Raw genomic sequence first — 24,997 nt, 5'->3', positions numbered from 1 at the left:
TTTTTCCGATATAATTGTGACAATATGGTGAATTAATATGTTCTTTTCTGAAATAAAAAACAAAAAAAGTAACGCTATCCTTATATTCATCTCTTATTAGATGATCATGAGAGTAGTCGGATTTGTGATCTTTAAAAATGATATACTATTTATTTATGTCAGCATTTTGCATCATTCTATGAAAAATGCTCATGTACTATAAATGTCAAGGAGGGACTTACTTGAGTAGTCTGGAACTTACACCGCTTGTTTGCGGACTAACCGAGCTGGAAATCCGTAGCTGCCTGATCTTCCAGCATGGGAGCATGGCGCTGGAATACTACCGTGAACCTCAATTTGCGAATGAACTCTATAAAATAAATTCCTGCACCAAAAGCGTGCTTGCCGCATTAGTCAGCATCGCCATGGATCAGCAAATCGTACCACAGCCGGGTACGCCTATCCTCGAATTTTTTCCCCAGATTGCCGAGGACAGCGATATACGAAAGCGTGATATTACGATTGAACATCTGTTAACGATGTCCGCGGGCTTTAGCTGGACTGAATTTGGCGGGCAAAATTCATTTCCGACGATGAGCAAAACATCAGACTGGGTGCAATTTGTGCTGTCGCAGCCGCTCGCTGATGTACCAGGTACGCGAATGGAGTACAACTCCGGCTGTTCTCAGCTTTTGGCTACCATTTTGCGTCATGCTTCTGGACAAGCGGTAGCTGAATTTGCTGAGCAGCAGTTATTCCAACCGCTGGGTATCGAAAGCTACCACTGGGAAACCGATCCTCAAGGCACTCATACGGGTGGCTTTGGGCTGCATCTCAAACCCATGGACATGCTCCAATTTGGCCTGCTTTACCTGAATGAAGGAAGCCGGGAAGGCCGTCAGTTCATCCAGGCAGAAACAGTCCGACGGTCCACCCGTGCGCTCCTTCCGACGGCCAAACCCCAAAAAGCCTTTTACGGCTGGCACTGGTGGGCTTCTTCCTTTTCAGACGAAACGAAGCAAAGCGCTGCAACGGATTATTATTACGCGCTCGGCTTTGGCGGTCAATACATTGTTGTCGTCCCGTCTTATGACATGGTGGTTGTTGTTACTGCTGACAAGTTCACAAAGAAGCGGACTCCTGTGGATATATTCAGGCAGTACATCGTACCGATGCTTATTCAGCAAGGGTAAATAAAAATCGAAACCTACGTTGAAAATTTCCATTACGACTCCAAAGCAAAAAGGGCCTACCCGTTTGATCAGGCAAGCCCCTTTTTGCAATACATTGCTACACTATAGAAAGACGAATTTTACTTGTGAGCGAGAGTGTACATGACCTATTTCAAGTGAATGGCAAGCTCCTGCTGTCCGCTTGAGGCTGGCGTAATGATCACACCCTGCTCTCCCGCTTGACTGCTACCACCCTCGACCTGAATAGCCTCGTGCATGCCCCGCAGTACCAGTGACCATGGTTTAACCGTACCCTCAGTCTTCACCGTAATCACAGCATCCTTGCGACTGGCAGTGACGGTTAGCTCTTCTTCACCAGAAGTGTTCACGATAACCGTCCGAGCCTGCTGCCCTTCACCCAGCTCGAACAAGTGAAAAGCCACTTGCTCTGCATAATCATAATCCGGACGGCTGTCCTCATGACCGATTGCCAGCAGCGTGTTCGGCTTCACCAGCACGGGCAGGGTTGTAAAATCGTGCTGCTCGTTAACCCAGCGACCACCCGACACGGTTTCATTCGTCAACAGATTCGTCCACTGGCCCTCCGGTACGTAATACTGTACGTTGCCTTCCTTATTAAAGACCGGAGCCACCAAAATGGAATCGCCCAGCATATATTGCAGATCCAGCGTTGCACAGGTCGGGTCCTGCGGGAATTCCAGCACCATTGCCCGCATCATCGGCAGACCCTTCACCGAGGATTCCACAGCGGACGGATACAGATACGGCATTAATGAACATTTGAGCTTCGTAAAGCTGCGTACCACATCCACGGATTCTTCATCGAACAGCCAAGGCACGCGGTACGATTCATTTCCGTGCAGACGACTGTGGGAAGACAAAAGTCCAAATTGTACCCACCGTTTATACACGTCCGGCGCAGCCGTTAATTCAAAGCCGCTAATATCATGGCTCCAGAAGCCAAAGCCGCTCAAGCCAAGCGATAAGCCGCCCCGCAGCGATTCCGCCATCGACTCATATGTCGACGAGCAGTCACCGCCCCAGTGAACCGGGAACTGCTGTCCCCCCGCCGTAGCAGAACGTGCGAACAACGCCGCTTCATTTTTACCCAGCTTTTCCTCCAGCACGTCAAATACAGCCTTGTTGTACAAATGCGTGTAATAATTGTGCATTTTCACCGGATCAGAGCCGTCATGATACACCACATTCGTAGGAATCCGCTCGCCAAAATCCGTTTTAAAACAATCCACACCCTGATCCACCAGCACCTTCAGCTTTTCCTGATACCAGGCCACCGCAGCTGGATTCGTAAAGTCAACCAGCCCCATACCCGCCTGCCACATGTCCCATTGCCACACGCCGCCATCAGCGGTTTTGACCAGATACCCGTTCTCCATGCCTTCATCGAATAAAATGGATTTTTCCGCAATATACGGGTTAATCCAAGCACAAATTTTGAGTCCCTTCGCTTTCAATCGCTGTAGCATACCTTCCGGGTCCGGGAACATATCTTGATCCCATTGGAAATCGCACCATTGGTATTCCTTCATCCAGAAGCAGTCAAAATGGAATACCGAGAGCGGCAAATCACGCTCAGCCATCCCGTCCACAAAATGATTCACCGTCGCTTCATCATAATCGGTCGTGAATGAGGTGGTCAGCCACAAACCAAAGGTCCAGGCAGGTGGTAACGCGGGCTTGCCCGTCAGCTTGGTGTAATTGTCCAGCACTTCTTTAGGATTGGCTCCGCCAATGATAAAATACTCTAACGATTCGCCAGAGACGCTAAACTGCACCTTCGAGACATTTTCCGATGCAATTTCATACGATACCTTTTCCGGATGATTGACAAACACACCATACCCTTTATTAGACAGGTAAAATGGAATGTTTTTGTACGCCTGCTCACTGCTCGTGCCGCCGTCCTCATTCCAGATATCGACCACCTGCCCATTTTTCACAAATGGAGTGAAGCGTTCCCCGAGGCCGTATACATACTCCCCGATTCCCAACTCCAGCTGCTCCCGGAAAAAAGGCTGATCCTGCGGGTCTGTAATGTATCCAGGCCCACGATGTCCGCTACCCGTGATTTTACGATCCTCCACATAAAAACCTACGTCCCAGCTCTTTCCACGACCGACACGCACACTCAGATTACCGCTTTTCAGCACCGCTGCGTCCTCACCTGCCGTAATCTCCACCTCTGTTGGCAAGGTATGAATTTCAAAATCCGGTCCATGATGCACCCGCCCCTTGTGGTGATTAAAGCGTACCCGAATGACATTCGGCATCGGCGAGCTATAGGTCGCTTTTAGCAATGCTCCGTTCAAGGTGTCTCCTTTATGCTCGATCCGGTGGGTCGACGCGTATACCGTCATGGAAGCATCGTCCGTCACAATATCTCGGATTTCCGCAGGATTTTGGATCTCATAGCCTTTGCGGACCATCCAATAGCCATCTGTAAATTTCATATGTTTATTTCCTCCGTTTCGATCTATCTATTGTTGAACCCAAATAAAATCGCTGGTTGGATTTTTTCGAAATCCTTACTATAATAATATTGATTTATGTAAGGGTTTACTTCTTTTATTTTGACGTATTGTATCAATATTTTGATATTTTCTATACAAAACAAAAATCAGGAAGGGAGTGGGTGAAATGAATCGGGAAATGTTGCGGGAAAATCGTATTCATGGTAATCCCATGTATCCGGTCAGCGTGTATCCGAGCGTAGAGCAGTTGAACGGAAACAGCGTGTTGGAGTCTCATTGGCATGAGGAAATGGAGTTTATCGTCGTGGAGCAGGGTAGCGCCGTCTTTCAGACAGATATGGAATACACCGAGGTCAGCGAAGGTGAGGCTCTTTTTGTCAACAGCGGAGAGCTACACGCCGGATATTTAAAAAAAGCGCCAAGCTGCGTATTCTCTGCTGTGGTATTTCATCCCGATCTGCTGCACAGCCGGACACAGGATACGGTGCAGGAGCAGTTTATCGACCCTTTTATCAGCAAAAAGCTCGTCGTTCCCCCTCACATTCGCGGAGTCCTGCCCAGGGAACAGGAGGTACTGACCGCGCTGCGCCGCATCATCACCAGCCATGAGCAGAATGCGCCTGCCCGTGAGCTGGCGACCAAAGCACAGCTCTATGGCATCATCGCCAGCATGTATCCTCATATGACCCTGGCTAACGGAGAAGACGTGATTATGGCAGGTCAGCGCAGCAAAGTCGAACGAATCAAAAAAGCGCTGGCGTACATCAACAGTCATGCTCATGAGCCCATTCGTTTGCGGGATATCGCGGATGAAATTCGTATGAGCGAGGGACACTTTTGCCGTTTCTTCAAGCAGATGGTGCAAAAAAGCCCGGTCGAATACATCAATTATCACCGGGTTCAGAAGGCTTGCAGACTGCTGGAGCAAAGTGACCGCAAGGTGGTCGATATTGCGCTGGAGGTTGGCTTTGATAATCTGAGTTATTTTATCGCAACCTTTAAAAAATGGAACGGCATGCCTCCTTCACGATATCGCAAGCAGCACGAAGCCGAGCAGATGCTTGCAGCAGTCCCCTTTGTCACAGATATAAGTTGAATACAGAAAACAGGGGCTATCCCTCCAGTCTTTACAGACCTTGTGGGACACCCCCCTTTCAAAAAACACATATCGTAGCTACACCCGGATGGGCAAAGTAGCCTGTCAGGCTTCCGCAGCATCCTCTTCCACGAAGAGCGATACCTTGCGGATACCGTCTGCTCCGATCACAACAAGTCCCTGATCCGACAGGCGGATTTCAGGAATGACGACCAGCGCCAGCAGCGACAATGTCATCAGCGCGTTGTTCAGCACACAGCCGGATTGATGAAGTGCCCGGCTTATGCTCTCGGACTGCGCGGCCACCTCTGCAAACGGCGCAGGAGACATCAGCCCGGCGATAGGCAGCGGGAAGCTCGTTTCGCCCGAGGCGGACACGACCACTACGCCGCCGCGCATAGCCACGGCCTGCTTCGCCGCCTGGGTCATCAACTCGTCATCGTTGCCAATGACGAGCAGGTTGTGGCTGTCATGCGCCACAGTCATGGCAATGGCGGCTGGCTCGGTGAAACCGACGCCTGTCACGAGTGCCACCGCGTGGCTGCCACTGGCATGATGCCGCTCGAAGACGGCTATTTTGCACAAATCCTGCGCGGGATCTGCCGTGACCTCACCACCCCGGACCGGAACGGTCATCCGCACTTCCTTCGTGTCCACATGATTTTCCGTGACACGAATGACCCGTACAGTTACGTTCCCCTCCTGTACTGGAGCTGCAATGCGGAAATCCGCAGCACTCAGGTCGCGTCCCAGACGGACCGTGTCCATCACTTCCGCAGGATAAACGAAGCCTTCCCAATCGGCGACCATTTGGTCGTGCTCGGCCACCAGTTGACCCGCCGCAATCGTAGCGGTCACGTTCACTTCAGCCAGACGGCCATCAAGCAAAATAATATCGGCAATCGCCCCCGGAATAATCGAGCCGATATCCCGAGCTACGCCGAAGCGCTCTGCCGTATTCAGCGTAGCCATCTGAAACGCAGTCACGGGCTTGACGCCCTGCGCAATGGCATGACGGACGACGAAGTCCATCTGACCCTCATGGAGCAAGGATTCCGCGCTGCGGTCATCCGTCACCAGCATCATGCGACGGGTGTCGAGGCCCATTTCCGTGCTGGCGCGGATGGTCTCGGCCACATCATGCCATGCGGAGCCCTGCCGCATTTTGGCATACATGCCGAGCCGGATACGCTCGGCTACATCCTCGGGCGTGACACACTCGTGGTCGCCCGTAATCCCTGCGGCTGCATACACCGGCAGCCGCCAATCGTCGGAGGCCCATGTAAAATGGCCGTCCGCCACCTTGCCCGCCCGCAGCGTGGCCTGAATTTCCCCGATCATCACATCGTCTCCATAGACGACGCCCGGGAAATTCATAACTTCGCCCAGCCCGATCATATCCGGGCCCCAGCTTAAGGCTTCCTCGACTTCCGCCGGGCCGAAGGAGGCCCCTGTCGTTTCCAGTTCCGGCCCTGTGGACGGAACACAAGAAGCCACCTGCATGTAAGCAGCCAGCGGTGTCGTACGTGCTTCATCAAGCATCAGACGAAGCCCTTTCAGACCGAGCACATTGGAAATTTCATGCGGGTCAAAAAATCCGCCCGTCACGCCCAGCGGCAGCACCGCTTTTGCAAACTCGGTTACCGTAAGCTGCGTGCTTTCGATGTGACAATGTCCGTCCAGTAATCCCGGTGCCATATAGCGGCCTTCCGCTTCGATGATTACTGTGTCTTCTCCGATGGTATGGCTAACGTCCCGACCGACGTATGCGATACGGGAGCCCTGCACAGCAATAGACATTCCCGGTAATAATTCGCCCGATACCACATTGACCAGGGTTCCTCCGCGGATAACCAGCGATGCCTTGCGCTCCCCTCTGGCTGTAGCTACCAGCTCGGGTACACAGTCCGCCAGCGGCGGGCGTTGAAATACACTCTTCATGTCCATTACGATTGGTAACCTCCGTTTATGCTTCTGACCTGTTTTGCTTATGTTACTGGAATACTTACAATTATGCCAGTCTTACAGAACTGGATCACTTTCTTCCACTTTATAGGTATACGTATCCGATCCCTGCGAACTCACGAACGGTGTAATTTCGCCTATCGTATAGATGTGCAGCAAATGCATAGCCCGTGTACAGGCAGTGTAGAACAGCTTGCGCTCACTTTCACGCTGATATTGCTCCGCTGAACCATCATAGATCAGGACCACATCAAATTCCACGCCTTTTGCCAGGTAAGCCGGAATGATATGGACTCCCTTTTCAAAAGCCGGGGTTGTCTTCTTGATCAGCCTTGGCTTCACAGGCAACTCTCCTTCAAGCGCTTCATAAGCTGCCGCACTTTCTCCGGCATTTTTGCAGATCACTGCCACGGATTCATAGCCTTCTGCCAGCAATTCCGTGATGTTTCCGACGATCAGACGATGCAGCGTTTCACGCGAACGTACCTCCGTAACACGTGGCTTCTCACCCTTGCGGTTAAACGGTACAATATGCTCGCCTCCGGCCACCATTTCCCGGGTAAACTCCACAATTTCCTGAGTCGAGCGGTAGCTGCGTGTCAGAGAGATCATCTCAGTCTGTTCCGCTCCATACAGCTCATAGAGAGGTTCCGCATCCTGAAGCACCGAAGCATGCGCGTAGATCGCCTGATTAAAATCGCCCAGTGCCGTCATTTTAGCCTGCGGAAACAAGCGCTTGAAAAAAGCCAGTTGAAACGGTGAATAGTCCTGTGCTTCATCAATAAACACATGACGGATATGGCTATTGGAACGGAAGCCCAACATCAGCTCACGCAGATATAAAAATGGTGTCACGTCCTCATACGCCAGCTCCCCAGCCTGCATCCGTTCCAGGGTTTGATGACTGATTTCGCTCCAGCTATCTGGCAGCTCGGCGTGATTGGCCAGCTGGCTTAGTAGCGTCTCATTCAGGAACAACTCGCTATATAAGCGGGTCGTATCCACAAAGCGAAGTGCTTTGATCCATTTACGCAAGGGCTTCAAGCGGTCACTGACCACCATACGCGCCAATATTTCCCGTTCACGTGTAAAATCGTCAAAGGTATGGCCTGTATTCTTGGATTTACGCCGCATGCGATTATAAGCACGCTGGTAATCCTCCGGCTCCATCAGGTCCATCTGCTGGTCCACCCATGGAGCGGAGCATTCCTCTTTCCCAAAACGGGCCAGCTCCTTGAGCATCCAGTCCCTCAGCAGCTCCAGCCGATTCGCCAGCCGAACCGAAGAATCAAATCCATAAAACTTATGCACCATTTCCTCCAATGGAACCACCTCGCGCCCTTGAAACCGGATCGGTTTAAAACGCATACCCTCCTGCTCTAAATACGCCTTATATCCGGTAATGGCTTGCAAAAACGTCTTGGACGACTTAAAACGGATGCCTTCCATTCTGGCCTCATACCCCGGCTGTGACGATGCGGACAATACATATTCCAGCTGCTCAAAAGGGTCTTCCAATTGAAACTCCCGGCCCAGCCGACGCTCCAAATACTCCTGAAGCGTGGCCTGGAGCATGTTTTCCTCACCCAATTCAGGCAGTACCGTTGAAACATAACTGTTAAACATCGGATTGGGCGAAAATAGCACTACCTGATCCGCGCGCAAGCGGTCACGGTACTTATACAGCAAATAGGCTGCTCTCTGGAGCGCAGCAGATGTTTTGCCGCTTCCTGCCGCCCCCTGTACGATAAGCATCCGGCTTCGATCATCACGAATGATGCGATTCTGCTCCCTTTGGATGGTTGCCACGATACTTTTCATCTGAGCATCCGAGCTGCGGCTCAGCACCGCCTGGAGCAGCTCGTCTCCAATCGTTACCCCTGTATCGAACATAAAACGAATCTGTCCACCTCGGATCGAGAATTGGCGCTTGAGCGTCAGTTCTCCTTCCATTTCCCCTGCCGGAGACTTATAGGAAGCGGGACCCGGCATATGATCGTAATACAGATTGGAAATAGGCGCACGCCAGTCATAGACCAGAAATTCCTCGTCCTGATGATCCAGCAGGGAGGCGATCCCCAGATAAACACGCTCTGCGGGCTGCCCTTCCTCAGCGAAATCAATACGTGCAAAATACGGTGATTCCAGCAGCTTTTTCAAACGGCCCAACGCCTCAGTGGAATGCTTGTGCCTGCGCTCCCTTTCCGACAAAATTTCGGATTGCTGACGCAAGCTGGTGGAGGTCTCGCCCACATCATCCGCCTCGCTGAAATTGATCGTTACCTCATCCCAAAAGTCTTTACGCATATCTACGACATCTCCGCGTACAGAGCCAACCTCCGTCTCAAGCCTCCGAATTCGCCCGCTAATGACAGCAGTCACGTCCTCTACTCTCCGTTGTTCCTCGTTCCATTGCTGCTCAGTAGCCACTGGCATCACTCCTGTTCCGTTTCCTCCTGCTCCACCGCAGGGCTAAACTATGCTCTATTATGGACCTGGGTATACCCCTGGCATCCCTCTGATCCGGGAAAATTGACTTACACTTTGAAACATGCTATAATGTGATAAGAAGTGTTAATAACGACTTTAAAATCACGGTTTTATCATAAACATAGCATTCTCTATTGTAGCAAGTTTAACCCCTGTTCGCAACCAGTGGGCTTTTTTTATGCCTTTATATACGTAAAAGCGGTCGTCCATCTATAAGATGAATACGGCCGCTTTTTGCTTTTTCATACATTCGCTACTTGCTCTCTTCCACAGGATGAATATGTTCCGCCAGTCTGCTCAACCGCTCCAGTTGATGACCATAGTCATACATCGCAGCAGCCACAATCGAGAGTCTCAGCATTCCCTCCTGACAGTGGTCAAAACGGGTAATCGCTTGCTTCATAAACTCACCGTTCGCCTGCTGGAACATTTCGCTTTCTTCCTCGTTCGGTTTCAGCTTATCTTCAAATTTCAGCAGCGCATGTTCATGGAACCGGATCAGCAGTTCCAGATGACTATCAAAAAACGCATCCGTTCCCTTCGGTCGCACAGACTGGAAGTAATGCCTTTCTACCGCGTCCAGTACCTCATACCCTTTATGCAAACTACCGAGCATTTGCTTGTATACCACCATCTGTCTCGTCTGACTGAACCGGGAGCGCTTGAGCTTCTTCTGCTCTTCCTCGAACAAATGATATTTATCCGATAGCGATTTTATGGCTCCCTCCAGATTTCCTTTTTCCTCTTTAAAGACAGACTCCTTAATTTCATCGGAAATAGCGGTGCGCAGCAGCAAGGACATGGTGTTAAATACACTTTGAATCTGATTGATAAACTGTCTTTTCGGTTTCGGAGGAAACACCGTAATATTAATTACAAAAGCAGAAACAATCCCGATTAAAGTAAGCACAAAACGGGTCACGGCAAATTTCCAGTCATCCGAGGCTTCCATGACAGAAACAACGGTTACCAGTGTTAGTCCTACCGTATCAGCCATATTTATTTTCAGACATATCATTAGTACCAGTACACATACCAATCCGACCGCAATCGGTTCATTTGAAAATACCATTCCGCCCACCAACGCCATGATTGCACCTAGTGTGCTTGTTTGGAGTTGATCCAGAAAATAACGCCATGACCTGTATATTGACGGTTGCATGGCAAAAATAGCGGCTATCGCTGCCCCCACAGGCGAATGGGTGTTCAAAAGCATGCTCAGAAAAAGGGCGAGCGTCACTGCGATTCCCGTTTTTAACACCCGTGCTCCAAAAGCCAAAGCCATCCCTCCTGGTTACCCTTCTAATTTATTCATACCGAATTACTATAATGAAATTTCAAGACAAAGTCCATGCTTTATTATTACCCAAAAAAATCGGAGACAAGGAATATTTATGAAATGCACAGATCCTGCTAGAATACATATCAATACAATCTACTGATCTGCATCAACGTCACAGGAGGACCGCATCGTGCCATGGATTAGCAAAATGTTAGACGAGCCTCGAAAGTGGCCGCGTAATATCCAATTGTTTTTTATCGCCAATCTGCTGTACCAGATGGGTACGGGGATGTTTTCCGTTCTGTATAACCTGTATATCCAGGGGCTGGGCTTCGGGGATGACATGAGTGGCCGGGTGGTGAGCATGCAGGCGCTGGCTACAGCCTTGCTGTTTATTCCGGTCGGTTTTTTAGGGGATCGGACGAACCGCAAACACATGCTGGTCATCGGAGCGTTATTCAGCGGTGTCGCCTTTCTCATCCGTACCTTTACGGATACCAGTGGCAGTATGCTGGTTTTCGCCGTCGTTTCGGGCGTATTCGCCGCTTTTATTCAGGTGCTGGCTGTGCCCTTTTTGGCGGAAAGCATAAGTAAAGCCCAGCGCTTGAAAATATTCAGTTATTACTCGGCTCTTGTACTCGCGGCACAGGTCATAGGGAGCTTTGGCGGTGGTGTGCTTGCGGATGGGCTGCAAACGTGGGGAATCACACAGCTCTCCAGTCTGCGGGTTGCCCTGTTCCTCGGAGGAACGGCAACATTGACCGCTTTTATTCCATTATTGTTCATGACAAAAGCGACTCATGTTGAAGAAGAAGCGGCCCTTGCAAAATCGACACCTGAACCGGTATCAGCGAATACGGCGAAATCCACGCCCGCTTTACCCGTACCACCTGCTGCTGCTTCTTCGGATACCCGAGTCATCGGGCAATTTGTCCTTGCCCAGTTTTTTCTCGGGTTGGGCTCAGGTCTGGTCATCCCTTATCTCAATTTGTATTTTACGAACCGCTTTTCCGTATCGCTCAGTGCGATGAGTTTGCTGATTGCTCTTGGTCAGCTGATGACGATCCTCTCTATGCTGATCGGGCCTACGCTTGGCAGCCGAATCGGACTGGTCAAGGCTGTCGTTGGCTTTCAATTGCTCTCGCTCCCGTTTCTTCTGATTACCGGCTTCACGAATGTCCTCTGGATTGCTTCCATCAGCTTTCTGTTCAGGCAAGCGTTGATGAATGCCGCCAATCCGCTGCAAACCGCCATTCTGGTGGAACGTGTATCGGATAAAAACCGGGGGATTGCCAATTCGGTTCTCCAGACGACCTGGATGCTAGGAACCGCAGGGATGGGACCTGTACAAGCCTATCTGGTTACGACCTACGGCAATTACTGGGGCTATGCCATCACATTCAGCATGACAGGTGTGTTTTATATTTTGTCCTCCCTTGTCTACTTTTGGATGTTCCGAGAAAACCGCCCGTCCGCGGGTCAGCTTTTACAAAACCCGGCAAGCCCGTAAACAAAATCATGGCACAATAAAGGAATGAGTCAGCTCGAAATCTGGGGCCGGGGCATTGATACCCATCGCTTCCAACCTAAAGTGGAACGTCAAGCAGTATGGAGAAAATGGAGCGTTCGTGCAGACGCATTCATTATTTTATATGTCGGCAGACTTGGGATCGCATTTTCGAACGACTACTGGACAGCCACATGGATGCCGCAACCCTGCATCTCGACAGCCGCCCTATGACGTATATATAGCCTTGGAAACTGTGGATCTCAGGATACATCAAAGGGTGGTTACAAAATGCTTTAGCATGCATTCTGTAACCACCCTCCACTATCATTACAGCTTTATTCTAATTAGCTACGATATGCTTGACTCGCCCAACCTGTCCGTCTGCCAAACGCACTTTAATTCCATGCGGATGACGCGGAGAATTGGTCAAAATATCCTTCACCGTTCCTCGCGTCAGCTTTCCGGTAGGCTGATCTTTTTTAAGCACAATATCCACCTGGAGCCCTGCGCGAATATCTGATCGGTTCTGTCCGTTCATGAAATCTATTCCTCCTCTCTATTCAAGCTCTCTATTCAATCTTATGGAGCTACTCGGCTACTCAGTCGCATCGAAATCACCAGTTACGCCATTCATCCCGACGGCTATTGCCGATCCAAACGACGCACATCGTGGATACATAGCTAATGAACAAAATAGCAAATACCATACCGCTAAACTCTACAAAATGAGTACGCTGTAGGGTATCTGCCCATATGGAGGACACCTGCGCATACAGCTGAGAAGGCGCAGAAACAATATCCCACGTGTTCCCCCGAAAGAAACGGCCAATATAAATGCCCAAGCTGCTGAGCAGCAGTACCGCCAGCACAAACAACCAGCTTATAAACTCGCCGCGTGCACGTCGTACCAGCTGCCGTACAGATTCAAGTGATACAAATCCCATCGTCAACCCAAGGACAGCGACCAACAGCATCCCTAGTACATGATTCCAGAAATACGGCTCTCCCCAGAAGCGCTGCTCCGCAAGAAATGGATATCGGGCGAATACATGCAGCAAATCTGTGATTAAATATGGTGTGTTGGGATAAAAAAAGAGCCATACCGCTCCCGTTATCCACAGCAATAACGTCCTCGTTCCCCTTCTCCAGGAACAATGAACGACGTCCAGCAGCAAGGTCAAAATCATGGGAATCCAGGCCAGCATCATATTCCACCATATAAAACGATAAGGGCGTCCCCCCGAGGGCAGCTGCACGTTAATGATCCATAGAGTGCTGATCACCGAGCATACAGCCAATACGATAAAAACATACCCTTTTACAGGATAATTTAATGATCTTAAACGGGCATACATGTGTGTCTTATCCTCCTTTGTAGCCGTCCAGCCTTTTGACGTTCCAATTTACACCTGTTCTGGACAGTGTACACCACAATCGCTTCAAGCTCAATGGAAGCGCTCCATTCAGCATGCATCAAAACGGGAAAAAGCACCTGCTCCGAGACTGACCTCATCCTCGGAACAGGTGCTCATCGTACCTCAAACTTACCACAGATATACAGGGGCGCCCTTCAAATCGTCTATGATCGTCTTGGCCTCCTGCAAGGTAGGCATCTGATAGCAGCGTGAACGCGTTTCCATACCAATTGCTACATCATAGTCCTTGGAGGTGATACGGTCACACACCTCTTCCAGACTGTCGCGGATACGTTGTACATAATGCCCGCTCAGCGTATTCCGCCGCTCCAGCATTTGTGCCCACAACACCTGATAAGCAGCCGAATCCCTGCCCTGCTCTCGGTAAATCACTTCCAGCTCGCCGCTGATATCGTAAGGAAACGGAACCTCCCCGGGATGCACAACCACCGCCTTTGCACCATAACGATACGCATACTCCGCGGATTGTACCAGCAGCTCTATCGCGCGTTTTCGCTTCGTCTCATCATCAAATCCGAGCAGAACGGAATCCGTACCGTAATCCGGGTCAGGCGTATATGGAAACGTATTATGCACACTCGATATTCCGATTTCTCCCCGCTCAATCGTCGTCAGCATTTCCCGGGTAATGTTATAGTTCAGCTCCACCCGGCCAAAGCCCAGCTCGCGGATTTCCTCCACAACCTCTATGCCAACGGTATGCTTTTTAATATTCCAACAGATGGAAAAGGAGTATTCCCCCTTCGCCTTCATCGTCATCATCCTTTCACCGCTCCAAGCATCACGCCACTGACAAAATACCTTTGCAGCCACGGATAAACCTGATCTGTTTATTTTCTATCCCTGTACCCAATCTACCAACGAGTGTACGGTCAGTTTGCCTGGAGAAGCTGCCTCAAAAGCCAAGCCCTCACTGCCCCTAGCCAAAAACCCCACTGCTTTAGGAATACCGGGAGCCAAATCCAGATGATTGTCGCTAAAAATGCCTTCCCGCTCCGCTGACAGCCATACATGCCTCGTCAGTACATCCGAGCGAAGGTTAAAGCTGGTTCCTCCGCTTCCCTGCACCTCTGTTACTTCAATATTCGGCTGCGGCAAATCCATCTCTTTTGTGTCAGCAAAATAAACTTCACAGGAAGCCACCGGTTCACCGTTTTGTATCAAACGTGCGACCAGCATATGCTCAGCAGGGTTCAGGCCATTCAGCCATTTGTCGGCAGGCAGTATATGTACCGGCCCCGCTGCATTAGCTTGCTGCTCTACCTGAATGTCCTCTTCACGGATGGCCTTACTACCCCGGATATGCAAAAGCGTCAGCCGCAGCGTGCCTTGAACAGTTTTTAGCGTATCGTTGACAATATGCAGCTCCTTATGATCCTGCTCCGTATCTGCCACGCTCAGCAGCACATCGGCAAAGCTGCGCTTAGCCGTATATTGCAGCGCCTTCCAGCGACCAAAATAGTCCATGCTCGACCAGGAGGCAACGAGCCAGCAATCATTCATTTGCCAATACAATGTGCCCATGCAGTAAGGCTTGCGACGTCGATGCGCCTCGATGGCCATTTTCATCGCTTCCGCCTGTAAAATCTGACTCATGGGAAGAAAAGCTTTAAAATCCTTCGGCTCCCGCATGTACCGTTCCATATATTCTTTAATCAGGCGATTGCCCGCCCCGTTCTTTTGATGCGCCAGCATTACCGTAGATTCCAGCTCCAGATCGTTTTCTTCCGCATAAGCGCGCACGGACCTGTATTCGGGAAAGGACTGAAAGCCATATTCACTCATAAAGCGCCCCACATGCACATGGTAATGCTCAAAAGGCTCAGATGCGTGCCACACGCCCCAGTAATGAACATCCCCAGCCGTCGAGGACGGATGAGCATGCTGATTTCGGTTTCCAGACAGGCCAATCAGTGGAGACGAGGGCCAATATGCCGTCTGCGGGGACCAGCTGTGTACCACTTCCGGTAAAATCCGGTGAAAGAGCGTCTCATAATCAGACCACAAGCGCTCTCGCTGCGCTGGCGTATAATTCTTTTTCCAGCCCCAGCCTCCCTTCTCCTCATAATGCGCCCAAGCCGAATCAATCTCATTATTGCCGCACCATAACGCGATACATGGATGATTGCGCAGACGCTTGATGTTGTCCTCCGCTTCCTTAGCCACATTGTCCAAAAAAGCTTGATCCCCCGGGTACATACTGCACGCGAACATAAAATCCTGCCATATCAATAAACCGTATTCATCGCAAAGCTCGTAAAATACGTCTTCCTCATAAATACCGCCGCCCCAGACCCGCAACATGTTCATATGAGAGGCGGCAGCGCTGGCAATCTCATGCCGATACCTTTCCCGTGTCACTTCAGGGGCAAAGCTGTCATTCGGAATATGGTTGGCTCCCTTCGCAAACACTGGAACCCCGTTCAGTTCAAAATAAAAACTCTCTCCCGCCACATCCCGTTCACGCACAAGACGAATCGAACGCAAGCCCGTCTTCACCGTTTTTTCCGCGATTACAGCTCCTTCATCCCGCTCCACAAGCTCGGCTGCAAACGTATATAGATGCGGCTCTCCAAGCCCCCGGCACCACCACAGCTTTGGCTGCTCCATATACAATTCCAGATCCACCGTTTGCCTTCCCTTCAGCAAACGAACAGGCTTCGACCACTCCCTGCCGTCAGCGGAAATACGCAGATCGGATTCTCTGATCTCACCCGCATTCTCAATCTCTGCCACAGCCGTGAGTCTGGCTCCCTCTGCACTTATTTCATCCTGCCGGATAAACAAGTCCCTTACGATCAGGCCGGACCATGCCTCCACGCGCACCTCTCTCCAAATGCCACTCGTCACCAGCCTCGGCCCCCAATCCCAACCGTAATGGTAAGGAGCCTTACGCGCGAAAACGCTTACCTTTTTGTCCGCCAAACCACCCGCTTCGGACTGATCATTCGGCGCAGGAAGAGCGTAACCTAGTTGTTCCAGCTTGGGCACATCCTCAGCTATTGGAGAACGGAACGCGATTTCCAACCGATTCTCTCCCTGTTGAACCCATGCCTTCACATCCCGCCTCCACATCCGAAACATATTGTTGGCCGTCAAAACGGGGTGGCCATTCACTTTTACCTCCGCATACGTGTCCAAGCCCTCCAGCACCAGTTCTATACACGGGCACTGAAGCTGTTCCACACTCATTTCAAAATGGGCTTCGTATATCCAGTCCTGTTTGTCAATCCATTGTACCTTCTCCTCGTTCGTTCCGACAAAAGGATCAGGAATTTTGCCATGTCGTAAAAGGTCCGTATGCACACATCCCGGTACCTTCGCGCTAAGCCACTCATCACCTTGCGCTACCCTAAACCTCCAGTTATCCAACCCTGTCACATTGAACATCTTCGCAAGCCTCCCTGTAAGGATGATTGGGAACATCTTGACTCCTCTATAAACATAACAAAAATAACATCAAGCTAACAAATTGATCAAATCGTTGTTTTTCAAAAAAAACAAATTGCAAAACAACAAAGAAAAGTCGCTCTCTCCCAAAAAAGGCTAAAAGCGACTTTTTTATCTTCCCCATGTACAGAGCTCAATCATTTACATCTGGATATCGACTATATTTGATTGTACTAATCGGGTGTTCATGAGCATCATTTCCCTGACTGAGCCGCGGCGCATACCCCTCCCGTACGACTAGCTCCGCGTGCAGCAGCTTTTTCTCGACGGGCGAATCCGGGTTGGTTATACGCCATAGCAATTGATCCACCGCACGCATTCCCAGTAGCTCCTTATCCACTCTCACCGTAGCATAAATCGGCATCTGCTCGCTCGTATCGTCAAAACCAGTCACTCCACAGCGCCTTGGGACATCAACTCCCTTTCGTTTGAGCGCATCCACCACCTGCCCGGCAGTCACATCATTCACACTTACAAACATCTCCGGCAATTCATCCTCGGACAGCTTGTCCAATTCCTCGGCAAGCTTCTGCGCTCCCATGTGGAGCAACGCTCCGTTTTGCTTTAAGTCTATTCCTCCAAGCTCCAGTGTGGAGCGAAAAGCTTCCCAACGTTCATAGAAACTGTGAGCATCGTCGACATTTCCGACAAATTGAAAACGGGTATAGCCCTTGGACAGCACATTTCTCATGAGTTCAGACATACATGTACGGTTATCTGTAAACACCGTATCGCTTAGAAACGCAGTATCCCAATGGTCCACCATGACGACCGGAATGCTCATCCGATAAATATTCAGCAATATAGAAGTAGAAATCGACCCCACTGTGATAATGCCCCTGATCGCTTCTGGATTCAGCAAAGTAAACATATCCTCTGTTGAAGGCTCCGTTAACGTCAGCATGTTCAATCCCTTTCCATTCAAGCGCTCAGAAATGCCTTCAAACACAGGACCCCAATACCTGGATTCTCTATTTTGGTGACGTATATTTGGAAATAACACCAACACAGTTCCCGACCATTCCCCGGCATCCGTGTCCCGAGGTTCCACCCCCGTTGTCTTTGGATGATTGCGAAAATAGCCCATCTGGGCAGCCAGCTTGACCAACACTGCCCTCGTTTCCTCACTTACTCCGGGCTTGCCGGACAATGCACGTGAAACAGCGAACTTTGAAACACCAGCCGCATCCGCAATTTCCTGCAACGTTACTTTTCCACGCATCTTCTCACCCAACCCTATTCGGAATCTTTTTTTGCCTCTGACTTTCCAATACAAGGGTGTACCCATAAACTGGTATCATCGTAGCACACTTTGTTTCAGATCATCAAACGATAGATTAGCACAAATCCACACCATCCACCAAAATATGTTTGCATAATAAAAAAACAAACACATAACAATTCAACATAAATGACTTGACGGAAGGTTCGGTATTCCCTACAATTTACCATTGAAAGCACTTACATTATGTAAATCATACTTATAAAGGGGGATTTTGCAGATGTTCAAGATCAGGTCGGTACGACAAGGCTCCATCCTGCTCCTGGCTTTGTTGCTGCTCGTCACGACGGGCTGCGCAAACGGAACAGGCGGTACAGCAGAAAATGAAAATCCCGATGATACCAGTCCTGTTACACTTACTTTCTTTGGTGGTGACGCCAGCTCGAACTGGAATAACATGAAGGATGCAATTGGACAGGAAATTATCAAAAAAACGGGCGTGACACTGAACGGAGAACATGCCGTCAATGGCCGGAGTGAGGAAAAGTTTGCTTTGATGGCTGCCAGCGGAGAGTATCCTGACCTAGTCTATCCCAAAAGCGATGTCGGTAAGCTGGTCGATGCCGGGGCACTCATTGACTTAACCGACCTGATTGATAAATACGGCCCCAATATCAAGAAAGTGTACGGAGACTATTTTAACCGTATTAAATATAGCAATGACGACCCTGCCATCTATACCATTCCGACAAATTTAGGTGTAGATCACATCGCATTTGACGCACAAGCCGGGTTCGAAATCCAGCATCAGGCGCTGGAGAAGCTCGGCTATCCGAAAATTCGTACGGTTCAGGATTTTGAAAAAGCACTCAAGGACTATGTCGCCAAATATCCCACCACTAACGGCCAGCCCACCATTCCCCTCTCCCTGGATGCCGAAGATTGGAAAATTCAAATTACCGTAACAAATCCGGCAGTTACCGCTACAGGCGGCCCGGATGATGGAGAATATTATATCGACCCCAAGACGCATAAAGCCATTCTCCACTACAAACGCCCGGAGGAACGGGAATATTTTCGCTGGCTGAATCACATGTACAACGAAGGACTGCTGGATAAGGATACTTTTGTGCAAAAAAGCGATCAATACAAGTCCAAAATCGCCGCAGGTCGTGTGATTGGACTCATTGATCAGGAGTGGAACTATCAGGATGCCGAAAACGCGCTCAAAGCGTCGGGCAAGGATGAATTTACCTACGCTCATTTCCCGGTTACGTTAAGCGAGAAATACGAGGATCATTCCCTCCAGCCGCTTGGCTTTGATGCTGCATACGGGATCGGAATTACGACCTCGTGCAAAAATCCCGTGCGTGCCATCAAATTTCTGGATTTTCTGGCCTCCGACGAAGGACAAATTTTGCGCAACTGGGGAATCGAAGGCCAGCATTACAATGTAGAGAATGGCAAACGGGTTATTCCGGCCGATGTGCAGCAACGTAAAAACACCGATAATTCCGCTTTTATGAGAGAGTCGGGCATCGGTTTATACTGGATATGGGGGCCGCATTACGGTGACGGCATCAAGGACCCTTCCGGCAACTACTATACGACGAACTATCCAGAGATGATTACCGAAAATTACAGCCGGGCCGAAAAAAAATCCCTGCAAGCCTACAATGCTCGAACGTGGAAGGACCTGTTCCCGAACGAAAAGGATTTTCCAGTGAAAGAATGGGGCGCCGCCTACAACATGCCCGTTCCGACCAATACGAACTACAATGTCATTTATCAGAAGTCGCAGGACATTGTGCGCAAACGGATTCCCGAAGCTGTACTCGCCAAGCCCGACCAATTTGATGCTGTCTATGACCGTATGCTCCAAGAGCTGGATCAGGCAGGTGTGCCGAAGGCTGAAGAAACCTACACCGGACTGATCCAAAATCGGCTGAAGCTGTGGAACGCGGAAAAATAACGATCAAATAAGCTGAACTTAAAAGTTACTTACTGTGCCACTACGCAGTCGGATGGTGCTTCGCTTGTACAGCACCATTCCGCCTACTCCGTTTTGATGCTTATTTTTTCAAGTCAGCTTATAGTTCGAGTTTGGCTTATATGAATGAAAGATTACAGGGCTGACAGCCTAATGCTGTTCAGCCCTTTTACATTGAACGTTCTGTTTCGTTCCATATATACATGACACGATGATGACTGTCTGTTTCCCTACACGTTCTGCGAAGATTCCGTCGTTTGCTCCGCAGCCTCATACTCACTTCGCAAAATGCCCATTTGAATAACGTCATAGTATTGGCCCTCCCTGAACAGCTTTTGCCGCAGAAGACCTTCCTCCTTGAAGCCACAGGACAGATAGCAGCGATATGCACGTTCATTATATGAAAAGACTTCCAATTCCAACCGATTCAGATTCAGCGTATGAAATACAAATTTCTGTAATAGCCGGATCGCTTCACGTCCGTAGCCTTTGCCCAGGTTATCGTCGCGTCCGATCACTATGCCAAGTGTGGCATGCCGATTCATCCAGTTGATTCTAAATAAATCCAGTTGTCCGATATAATCCAGCGTGTCTTTATGCGCAATGACAAAGCCCTTCGTCTCCGAACTGCCGTCAATCATCATCTGTACATAGGCTTCGCTGTTCGTCTGAGAATGAGGATAAGTAAAAGCATCGCTCAAACCGCATGTAATATCCGGGTCATTGACCCATTTTCGTATTTCCGGTATATCCTCCTGACGATACTCTCTCAGCACGATGCGTTCCCCAATAATATGTGGCATATTACATCTTCTCTCCCATCATACTTATTTTCCTACAGTAAAAGGTAGATTTACTGCTGTATCTCCTATTGACAAATCGTACATCTTCATACTCCAAAACTCCAGTACATTTGTAAAATTGGCACGAAAAAAAAAGTTATTCTGCTTATCCCGCACCCCGCTTGGACTTGCCCTCAATCCTTGTGCCCAACCTTTTAAAAGTGATTGACCTCACCTATATATAGATATAAAATAGAAATCGTACTCTAAATATAGTGTACAACGCGTATTTTACACATATATCTTGAAAATACAGATATGGAAATACCAATATAAATAGGCGTTAAAATTTTGGCGAAGCACGGCCAGCAAGGGGTTGCGAATCTTTACAGGATTTCGAGCCTTGGACAGATGCTGTTTTGCCAAATGTCAAGGAGGTTGAATACAATGCTGATTGCCTATGATTCCAAGACCGGCAATGTAAAAAGATTTATCGGGAAGCTCAAGCTTCCGGCGGTCCAAATCCAGGAGCAAATGACTATAGAGGAACCATACGTACTCATTACATATACAACGGGGTTTGGACAGATACCTGAGAGGGTATCTTCCTTTTTGCAAAAAAATGCTCAAAACCTCGTGGGTGTGGCTGCCAGCGGCAACCGTAACTGGGGCGAGAGCTTTGCCAAAAGCGCGGATTTGATCTCCGACCATTATAACGTACCTGTCATCAGTAAATTTGAATTATCCGGAACGTTCGGCGATGTAGAGCGTTTCAAACAGGGGGTGAGCCGAGTTGCGGCATATTGAATTGAACAACATGTTGATGAAACGCGATACAGATGGCTTTTTCCAATTGGAAAAGGACCAAGAGGCTGTAGACGAATTTATGAAGGAAGTCGAAGAACGGAGCTTGAAGTTTGCAGATCCAGCGGCTCAAGTGCTCTACATGATTGAGAATGATTATTACGAAAATTTCTATAGTAGCTATACAGCTGACGAAATTAAGGATATTTTCCATATCACTCATAGTTATCATTTTAAATTCCCTTCCTATATGGCAGCATCCAAGTTTTATACGGATTATGCAGTGAAAAGCAATGACCGTAAGGTTTATCTGGAGCACTATCCTGACCGGGTGGCGGTCGTCGCCCTGCATTTGGGCCGTGGTAACGCCGATACGGCACGTCTGTTGTCCCGCTCGATGATGGAGCAGCGTCTCCAGCCGGCTACGCCAACCTTCTTGAATGCAGGCAAAAGCCGTCGTGGGGAATTGGTATCCTGCTTCCTGCTCGAAATGGACGACTCCCTCAACTCGATTAACTACGTGCTAAACACTTGCATGCAGTTGTCCAAAATCGGCGGCGGTGTCGCGGTCAACCTGTCGAAGCTGCGGTCACGTGGCGAAGTGATTAAAGGTGTAGAAGGCGCGGCTAAAGGCATTATGCCTGTGCTGAAGCTGATGGAGGACGGCTTCTCCTATGCGGATCAGATGGGTCAACGTAAAGGCTCCGGCGCTGCATACTACAACATTTTCGGTTGGGATGTACTGGAGTTCCTGGATAGTAAAAAAATCAATGCCGACGAAAGAGTACGCCTGAAGACACTCTCCATCGGACTGATTGTTCCGAACCGCTTTTATAAGCTGGCTCAGGATAATGAGCCGCTGCATGTATTCGCTCCTTATAGTGTGTTCAAGGCCTACGGTACGCATCTGGACGATATGGATCTGGATGAAATGTACGATACACTGCTCGCTGACGACCGGGTGAAGAAAAAAGTAGCGATGAGCGCGCGTGACATGCTGACCAAAATTGCCATGATCCAGCTGGAATCCGGCTATCCATACATGATGAACAAAAGTAACGCGAATCAGGCACATGCTCTTAAAAACGTGGGCCAGGTTAAAATGTCGAATCTGTGCACGGAAATATTCCAATTACAGGAAACGTCTGAAATTACAGATTACGGCCAACAGGATACAATCCGTCGGGATATTAGCTGTAATCTGGCTTCTCTCAACATTGTAAATGTGATGGAGCATGGCAAAATCCGCGAATCCGTTCACGAGGGTATGATTGCCCTGACCTCGGTCAGCGATATGACCCAAGTCGCGAACGCGCCGGGTGTTGCCAAGGCAAACCGTGAGATGCATTCTGTCGGTCTGGGTGTCATGAACCTGCATGGCTACCTTGCCAAGAACAAAATTGCTTATGAAAGCAACGAAGCGAAGGATTTTGTCCGCACCTTTTTTATGACGATGAACTATCACTCTTTGGAGAAAAGCATGGAAATCGCGCAAGCGGCCGGACAAAGCTTTTATGGCTTTGAGGAATCGGATTATGCGACTGGTGTGTATTTTGACCGTTATCTGAACACCGATTACCGTCCGACAACGGCACGCGTACAAGAACTGTTTGGCGGCATCTATATTCCTTCTCCAGAGGATTGGGACAAGCTGAAAGCAGACGTGCAGAAGCATGGCCTGTATCACGCGTACCGTATGGCGATTGCGCCGACGGCCAGCATTTCATATATTCAAAATGCGACGTCCAGCGTAATGCCTATCGTGGAACAAATTGAAACACGTACCTATGCGAACTCGACGACCTATTATCCAATGCCTTACTTGCAACGAGATAATGTGTTCTTTTATAAATCCGCGTATCAAATGGATCAGTTCAAGGTGCTGGACCTGATTGCCGAAATTCAGCCTCACGTGGATCAAGGAATTTCGACCGTGCTTCATGTGAACAGTGACGTGACTACACGCCAATTGGCGCGTTGCTATCTCTATGCTGCTCACAAGGGACTCAAATCGTTGTACTACACACGTACCAAAAAGCTGTCTGTAGAAGAGTGCCTTACCTGCTCGATCTAAGACCGTACTCATAAATTAACATTAGAAGTCCTCATATAAATGGATGCTTTTCATTAGAAGCTGTATCCCAGCGTGATGTTCCGCCCTTTATGGGTTGGGACACGGCCTCGCGGATGCAGCTTCCGTATGTCAAGCATACGATGATTCGCCTATATCATTTCATTGTGACTCTAGGAAATCTCGGAAGCTGAAGGGAGAATGCCAAAAAATGACAGGTATACAAGCTGTAAACTGGAACCGCTCGGACGATGATTTCACATTGATGTTCTGGAATCAGAACATTATGCAATTTTGGACGGATGATGAAATTCCGCTGTCCGACGATAAAATGAGCTGGGTAACCCTCAGTGATATTGAAAAAGAAGCCTACATGAAAGTATTAGGCGGCTTGACGTTGCTGGATACGATTCAAGGCGGCGTAGGTATGCCGCAAATTATGGAGCATGTGGACGGGCTGCAACGTAAAGCTGTGCTGAGCTTTATGGCGATGATGGAACAAATTCATGCGAAGTCGTACAGCAGCATTTTTACAACCCTGGCTTCTACGGAAGAGATTGATAATATATTCCGTTGGGTAGAGGAAAATCCGCATCTCCAGACCAAGGCGGAAACCATTCGTCAGTATTATATGAATATTCATACGCCAAAAGACTTGTATCTCGCTATGGCAGCGTCAGTGCTGTTAGAAAGCTATTTATTTTATAGCGGCTTCTTCTACCCTCTCTATCTGGCGGGTCAGGGCAAGATGACATGCAGCGGAGAAATTATCGACCTGATTTTGCGGGACGAAAGTATTCACGGTGTTTATGTAGGTGTGCTGGCACAGGAGATTTATGCAGAGCTGGACGAGGAAGAGCAACGCGATCTGTACCAGACGCTGGTAGGGTTGCTGCGCTACTTGCACAATAACGAGGAACAATACACCGAGCAAATTTATGCTCCTATCGGGCTTGTGGACGATGTCAAAGTCTTTTTACGCTACAACGCCAATAAGGCCATGATGAACCTGGGCTTTGATCCATTATTTGAAGAAGAAGAAGTCAATCCGATTGTGTTCAACGGCATCAGCACCCACACCAAGCAGCATGATTTCTTTTCTAAAAAAGGAAACGGCTACGTGCGTGCAATGAATGTGGAGCCGCTGACTGATGATGATTTTAATTTTGGAGTGTAGGTAATAGATATATGTGAAAATAGTTTGTTTAGGTAATGCTGAGGGAGACCACTCCGCA

Annotated in this window: 17 protein-coding genes and 1 pseudogene; 8 read left to right on the top strand and 10 right to left on the bottom strand. The window is 49.1% G+C overall.

What is annotated here, in order from left to right:
* Window positions 1–221 precede the first annotated feature (221 nt).
* Window positions 222–1,172, top strand: coding sequence for a serine hydrolase domain-containing protein (locus tag ACIFQM_RS15325; protein ID WP_430040398.1), 951 nt, complete (start codon window positions 222–224; stop codon window positions 1,170–1,172).
* Between the two features lie 146 nt (window positions 1,173–1,318).
* Here the strand turns inward: ACIFQM_RS15325 and yicI are convergent, their stop codons facing one another.
* Window positions 1,319–3,643, bottom strand: coding sequence for an alpha-xylosidase (gene yicI, locus ACIFQM_RS15320; RefSeq protein ID WP_430065753.1), 2,325 nt, complete (start codon window positions 3,641–3,643; stop codon window positions 1,319–1,321).
* A 187-nt stretch (window positions 3,644–3,830) separates the two neighbouring features.
* On the opposite strand from yicI, the gene ACIFQM_RS15315 reads away from it, so the two are divergent.
* Window positions 3,831–4,760 carry an AraC family transcriptional regulator gene (locus ACIFQM_RS15315; RefSeq protein ID WP_430065751.1) on the top strand — a complete coding sequence of 310 codons (930 nt, stop codon included), beginning with the start codon at window positions 3,831–3,833 and terminating at the stop codon, window positions 4,758–4,760.
* A 105-nt stretch (window positions 4,761–4,865) separates the two neighbouring features.
* On the opposite strand, the gene ACIFQM_RS15310 is transcribed toward ACIFQM_RS15315, so the two are convergent.
* From ACIFQM_RS15310 to ACIFQM_RS15300, 3 genes are all read right to left on the bottom strand, one after another.
* Window positions 4,866–6,707, bottom strand: a complete 1,842-nt coding sequence (locus ACIFQM_RS15310; protein WP_430040404.1) for an adenine deaminase — start codon at window positions 6,705–6,707, stop codon at window positions 4,866–4,868.
* 75 nt (window positions 6,708–6,782) lie between these two features.
* Window positions 6,783–9,161 carry an RNA polymerase recycling motor HelD gene (gene helD, locus ACIFQM_RS15305; protein WP_430065771.1) on the bottom strand — a complete coding sequence of 793 codons (2,379 nt, stop codon included), beginning with the start codon at window positions 9,159–9,161 and terminating at the stop codon, window positions 6,783–6,785.
* 307 nt (window positions 9,162–9,468) lie between these two features.
* Complete coding sequence (locus ACIFQM_RS15300) at window positions 9,469–10,500, bottom strand: FUSC family protein (RefSeq protein ID WP_430040406.1); 1,032 nt, start codon at window positions 10,498–10,500, stop codon at window positions 9,469–9,471.
* Between the two features lie 187 nt (window positions 10,501–10,687).
* Between ACIFQM_RS15300 and ACIFQM_RS15295 the strand changes: the two genes are divergently transcribed.
* Entirely contained in the window at window positions 10,688–12,007 is a 1,320-nt protein-coding gene (locus ACIFQM_RS15295) for an MFS transporter (protein ID WP_430040408.1), read from the top strand.
* 24 nt (window positions 12,008–12,031) lie between these two features.
* Entirely contained in the window at window positions 12,032–12,238 is a 207-nt protein-coding gene (locus tag ACIFQM_RS15290) for a hypothetical protein (RefSeq protein WP_430040410.1), read from the top strand.
* A gap of 109 nt (window positions 12,239–12,347) precedes the next feature.
* Here the strand turns inward: ACIFQM_RS15290 and ACIFQM_RS15285 are convergent, their stop codons facing one another.
* The 5 genes and pseudogenes from ACIFQM_RS15285 to ACIFQM_RS15265 form a co-directional block, all read right to left on the bottom strand.
* Complete coding sequence (locus ACIFQM_RS15285; protein WP_430040412.1) at window positions 12,348–12,545, bottom strand: YwbE family protein; 198 nt, start codon at window positions 12,543–12,545, stop codon at window positions 12,348–12,350.
* A 76-nt stretch (window positions 12,546–12,621) separates the two neighbouring features.
* Window positions 12,622–13,362 (bottom strand): DUF1361 domain-containing protein, encoded by a 741-nt coding sequence (locus ACIFQM_RS15280; RefSeq protein WP_430040414.1) that lies wholly within the window; start codon window positions 13,360–13,362, stop codon window positions 12,622–12,624.
* 192 nt (window positions 13,363–13,554) lie between these two features.
* A pseudogene (locus ACIFQM_RS15275) lies at window positions 13,555–14,205 on the bottom strand (TIM barrel protein); the annotation flags it as partial.
* A gap of 75 nt (window positions 14,206–14,280) precedes the next feature.
* Window positions 14,281–16,833, bottom strand: a complete 2,553-nt coding sequence (locus ACIFQM_RS15270) for a beta-mannosidase (protein ID WP_430040416.1) — start codon at window positions 16,831–16,833, stop codon at window positions 14,281–14,283.
* Window positions 16,834–17,026: 193 nt separating this feature from the next.
* Window positions 17,027–18,115, bottom strand: a complete 1,089-nt coding sequence (locus tag ACIFQM_RS15265) for a LacI family DNA-binding transcriptional regulator (protein WP_430040418.1) — start codon at window positions 18,113–18,115, stop codon at window positions 17,027–17,029.
* Window positions 18,116–18,395: 280 nt separating this feature from the next.
* Between ACIFQM_RS15265 and ACIFQM_RS15260 the strand changes: the two genes are divergently transcribed.
* On the top strand, window positions 18,396–20,087 hold the full coding sequence (locus ACIFQM_RS15260; protein ID WP_430040420.1) for an ABC transporter substrate-binding protein: 1,692 nt from the start codon (window positions 18,396–18,398) through the stop codon (window positions 20,085–20,087).
* A gap of 248 nt (window positions 20,088–20,335) precedes the next feature.
* Here the strand turns inward: ACIFQM_RS15260 and ACIFQM_RS15255 are convergent, their stop codons facing one another.
* On the bottom strand, window positions 20,336–20,908 hold the full coding sequence (locus ACIFQM_RS15255; RefSeq protein ID WP_430040422.1) for a GNAT family N-acetyltransferase: 573 nt from the start codon (window positions 20,906–20,908) through the stop codon (window positions 20,336–20,338).
* Window positions 20,909–21,334: 426 nt separating this feature from the next.
* Between ACIFQM_RS15255 and nrdI the strand changes: the two genes are divergently transcribed.
* From nrdI to nrdF, 3 genes are all read left to right on the top strand, one after another.
* The gene (gene nrdI, locus ACIFQM_RS15250) at window positions 21,335–21,694 is read left to right on the top strand and encodes a class Ib ribonucleoside-diphosphate reductase assembly flavoprotein NrdI (RefSeq protein ID WP_137062615.1); all 360 of its coding nucleotides are present in this window, start codon (window positions 21,335–21,337) and stop codon (window positions 21,692–21,694) included.
* Window positions 21,681–23,765: a class 1b ribonucleoside-diphosphate reductase subunit alpha gene (nrdE, locus tag ACIFQM_RS15245; RefSeq protein WP_430065749.1), complete on the top strand. Its 2,085-nt coding sequence runs from the start codon at window positions 21,681–21,683 to the stop codon at window positions 23,763–23,765. The genes nrdI and nrdE overlap by 14 nt, the downstream gene beginning before the upstream one ends.
* Window positions 23,766–23,973: 208 nt before the next feature.
* Complete coding sequence (nrdF, locus tag ACIFQM_RS15240) at window positions 23,974–24,939, top strand: class 1b ribonucleoside-diphosphate reductase subunit beta (RefSeq protein WP_044646970.1); 966 nt, start codon at window positions 23,974–23,976, stop codon at window positions 24,937–24,939.
* Window positions 24,940–24,997: the final 58 nt, after the last annotated feature.

Origin of the sequence: Paenibacillus sp. NRS-1782, from assembly GCF_050467685.1 — a bacterium.
GTDB classification, from domain to species: Bacteria; Bacillota; Bacilli; order Paenibacillales; family Paenibacillaceae; genus Paenibacillus; species Paenibacillus terrae_A.
This window is presented reverse-complemented; position numbering and strand designations above follow the sequence as displayed.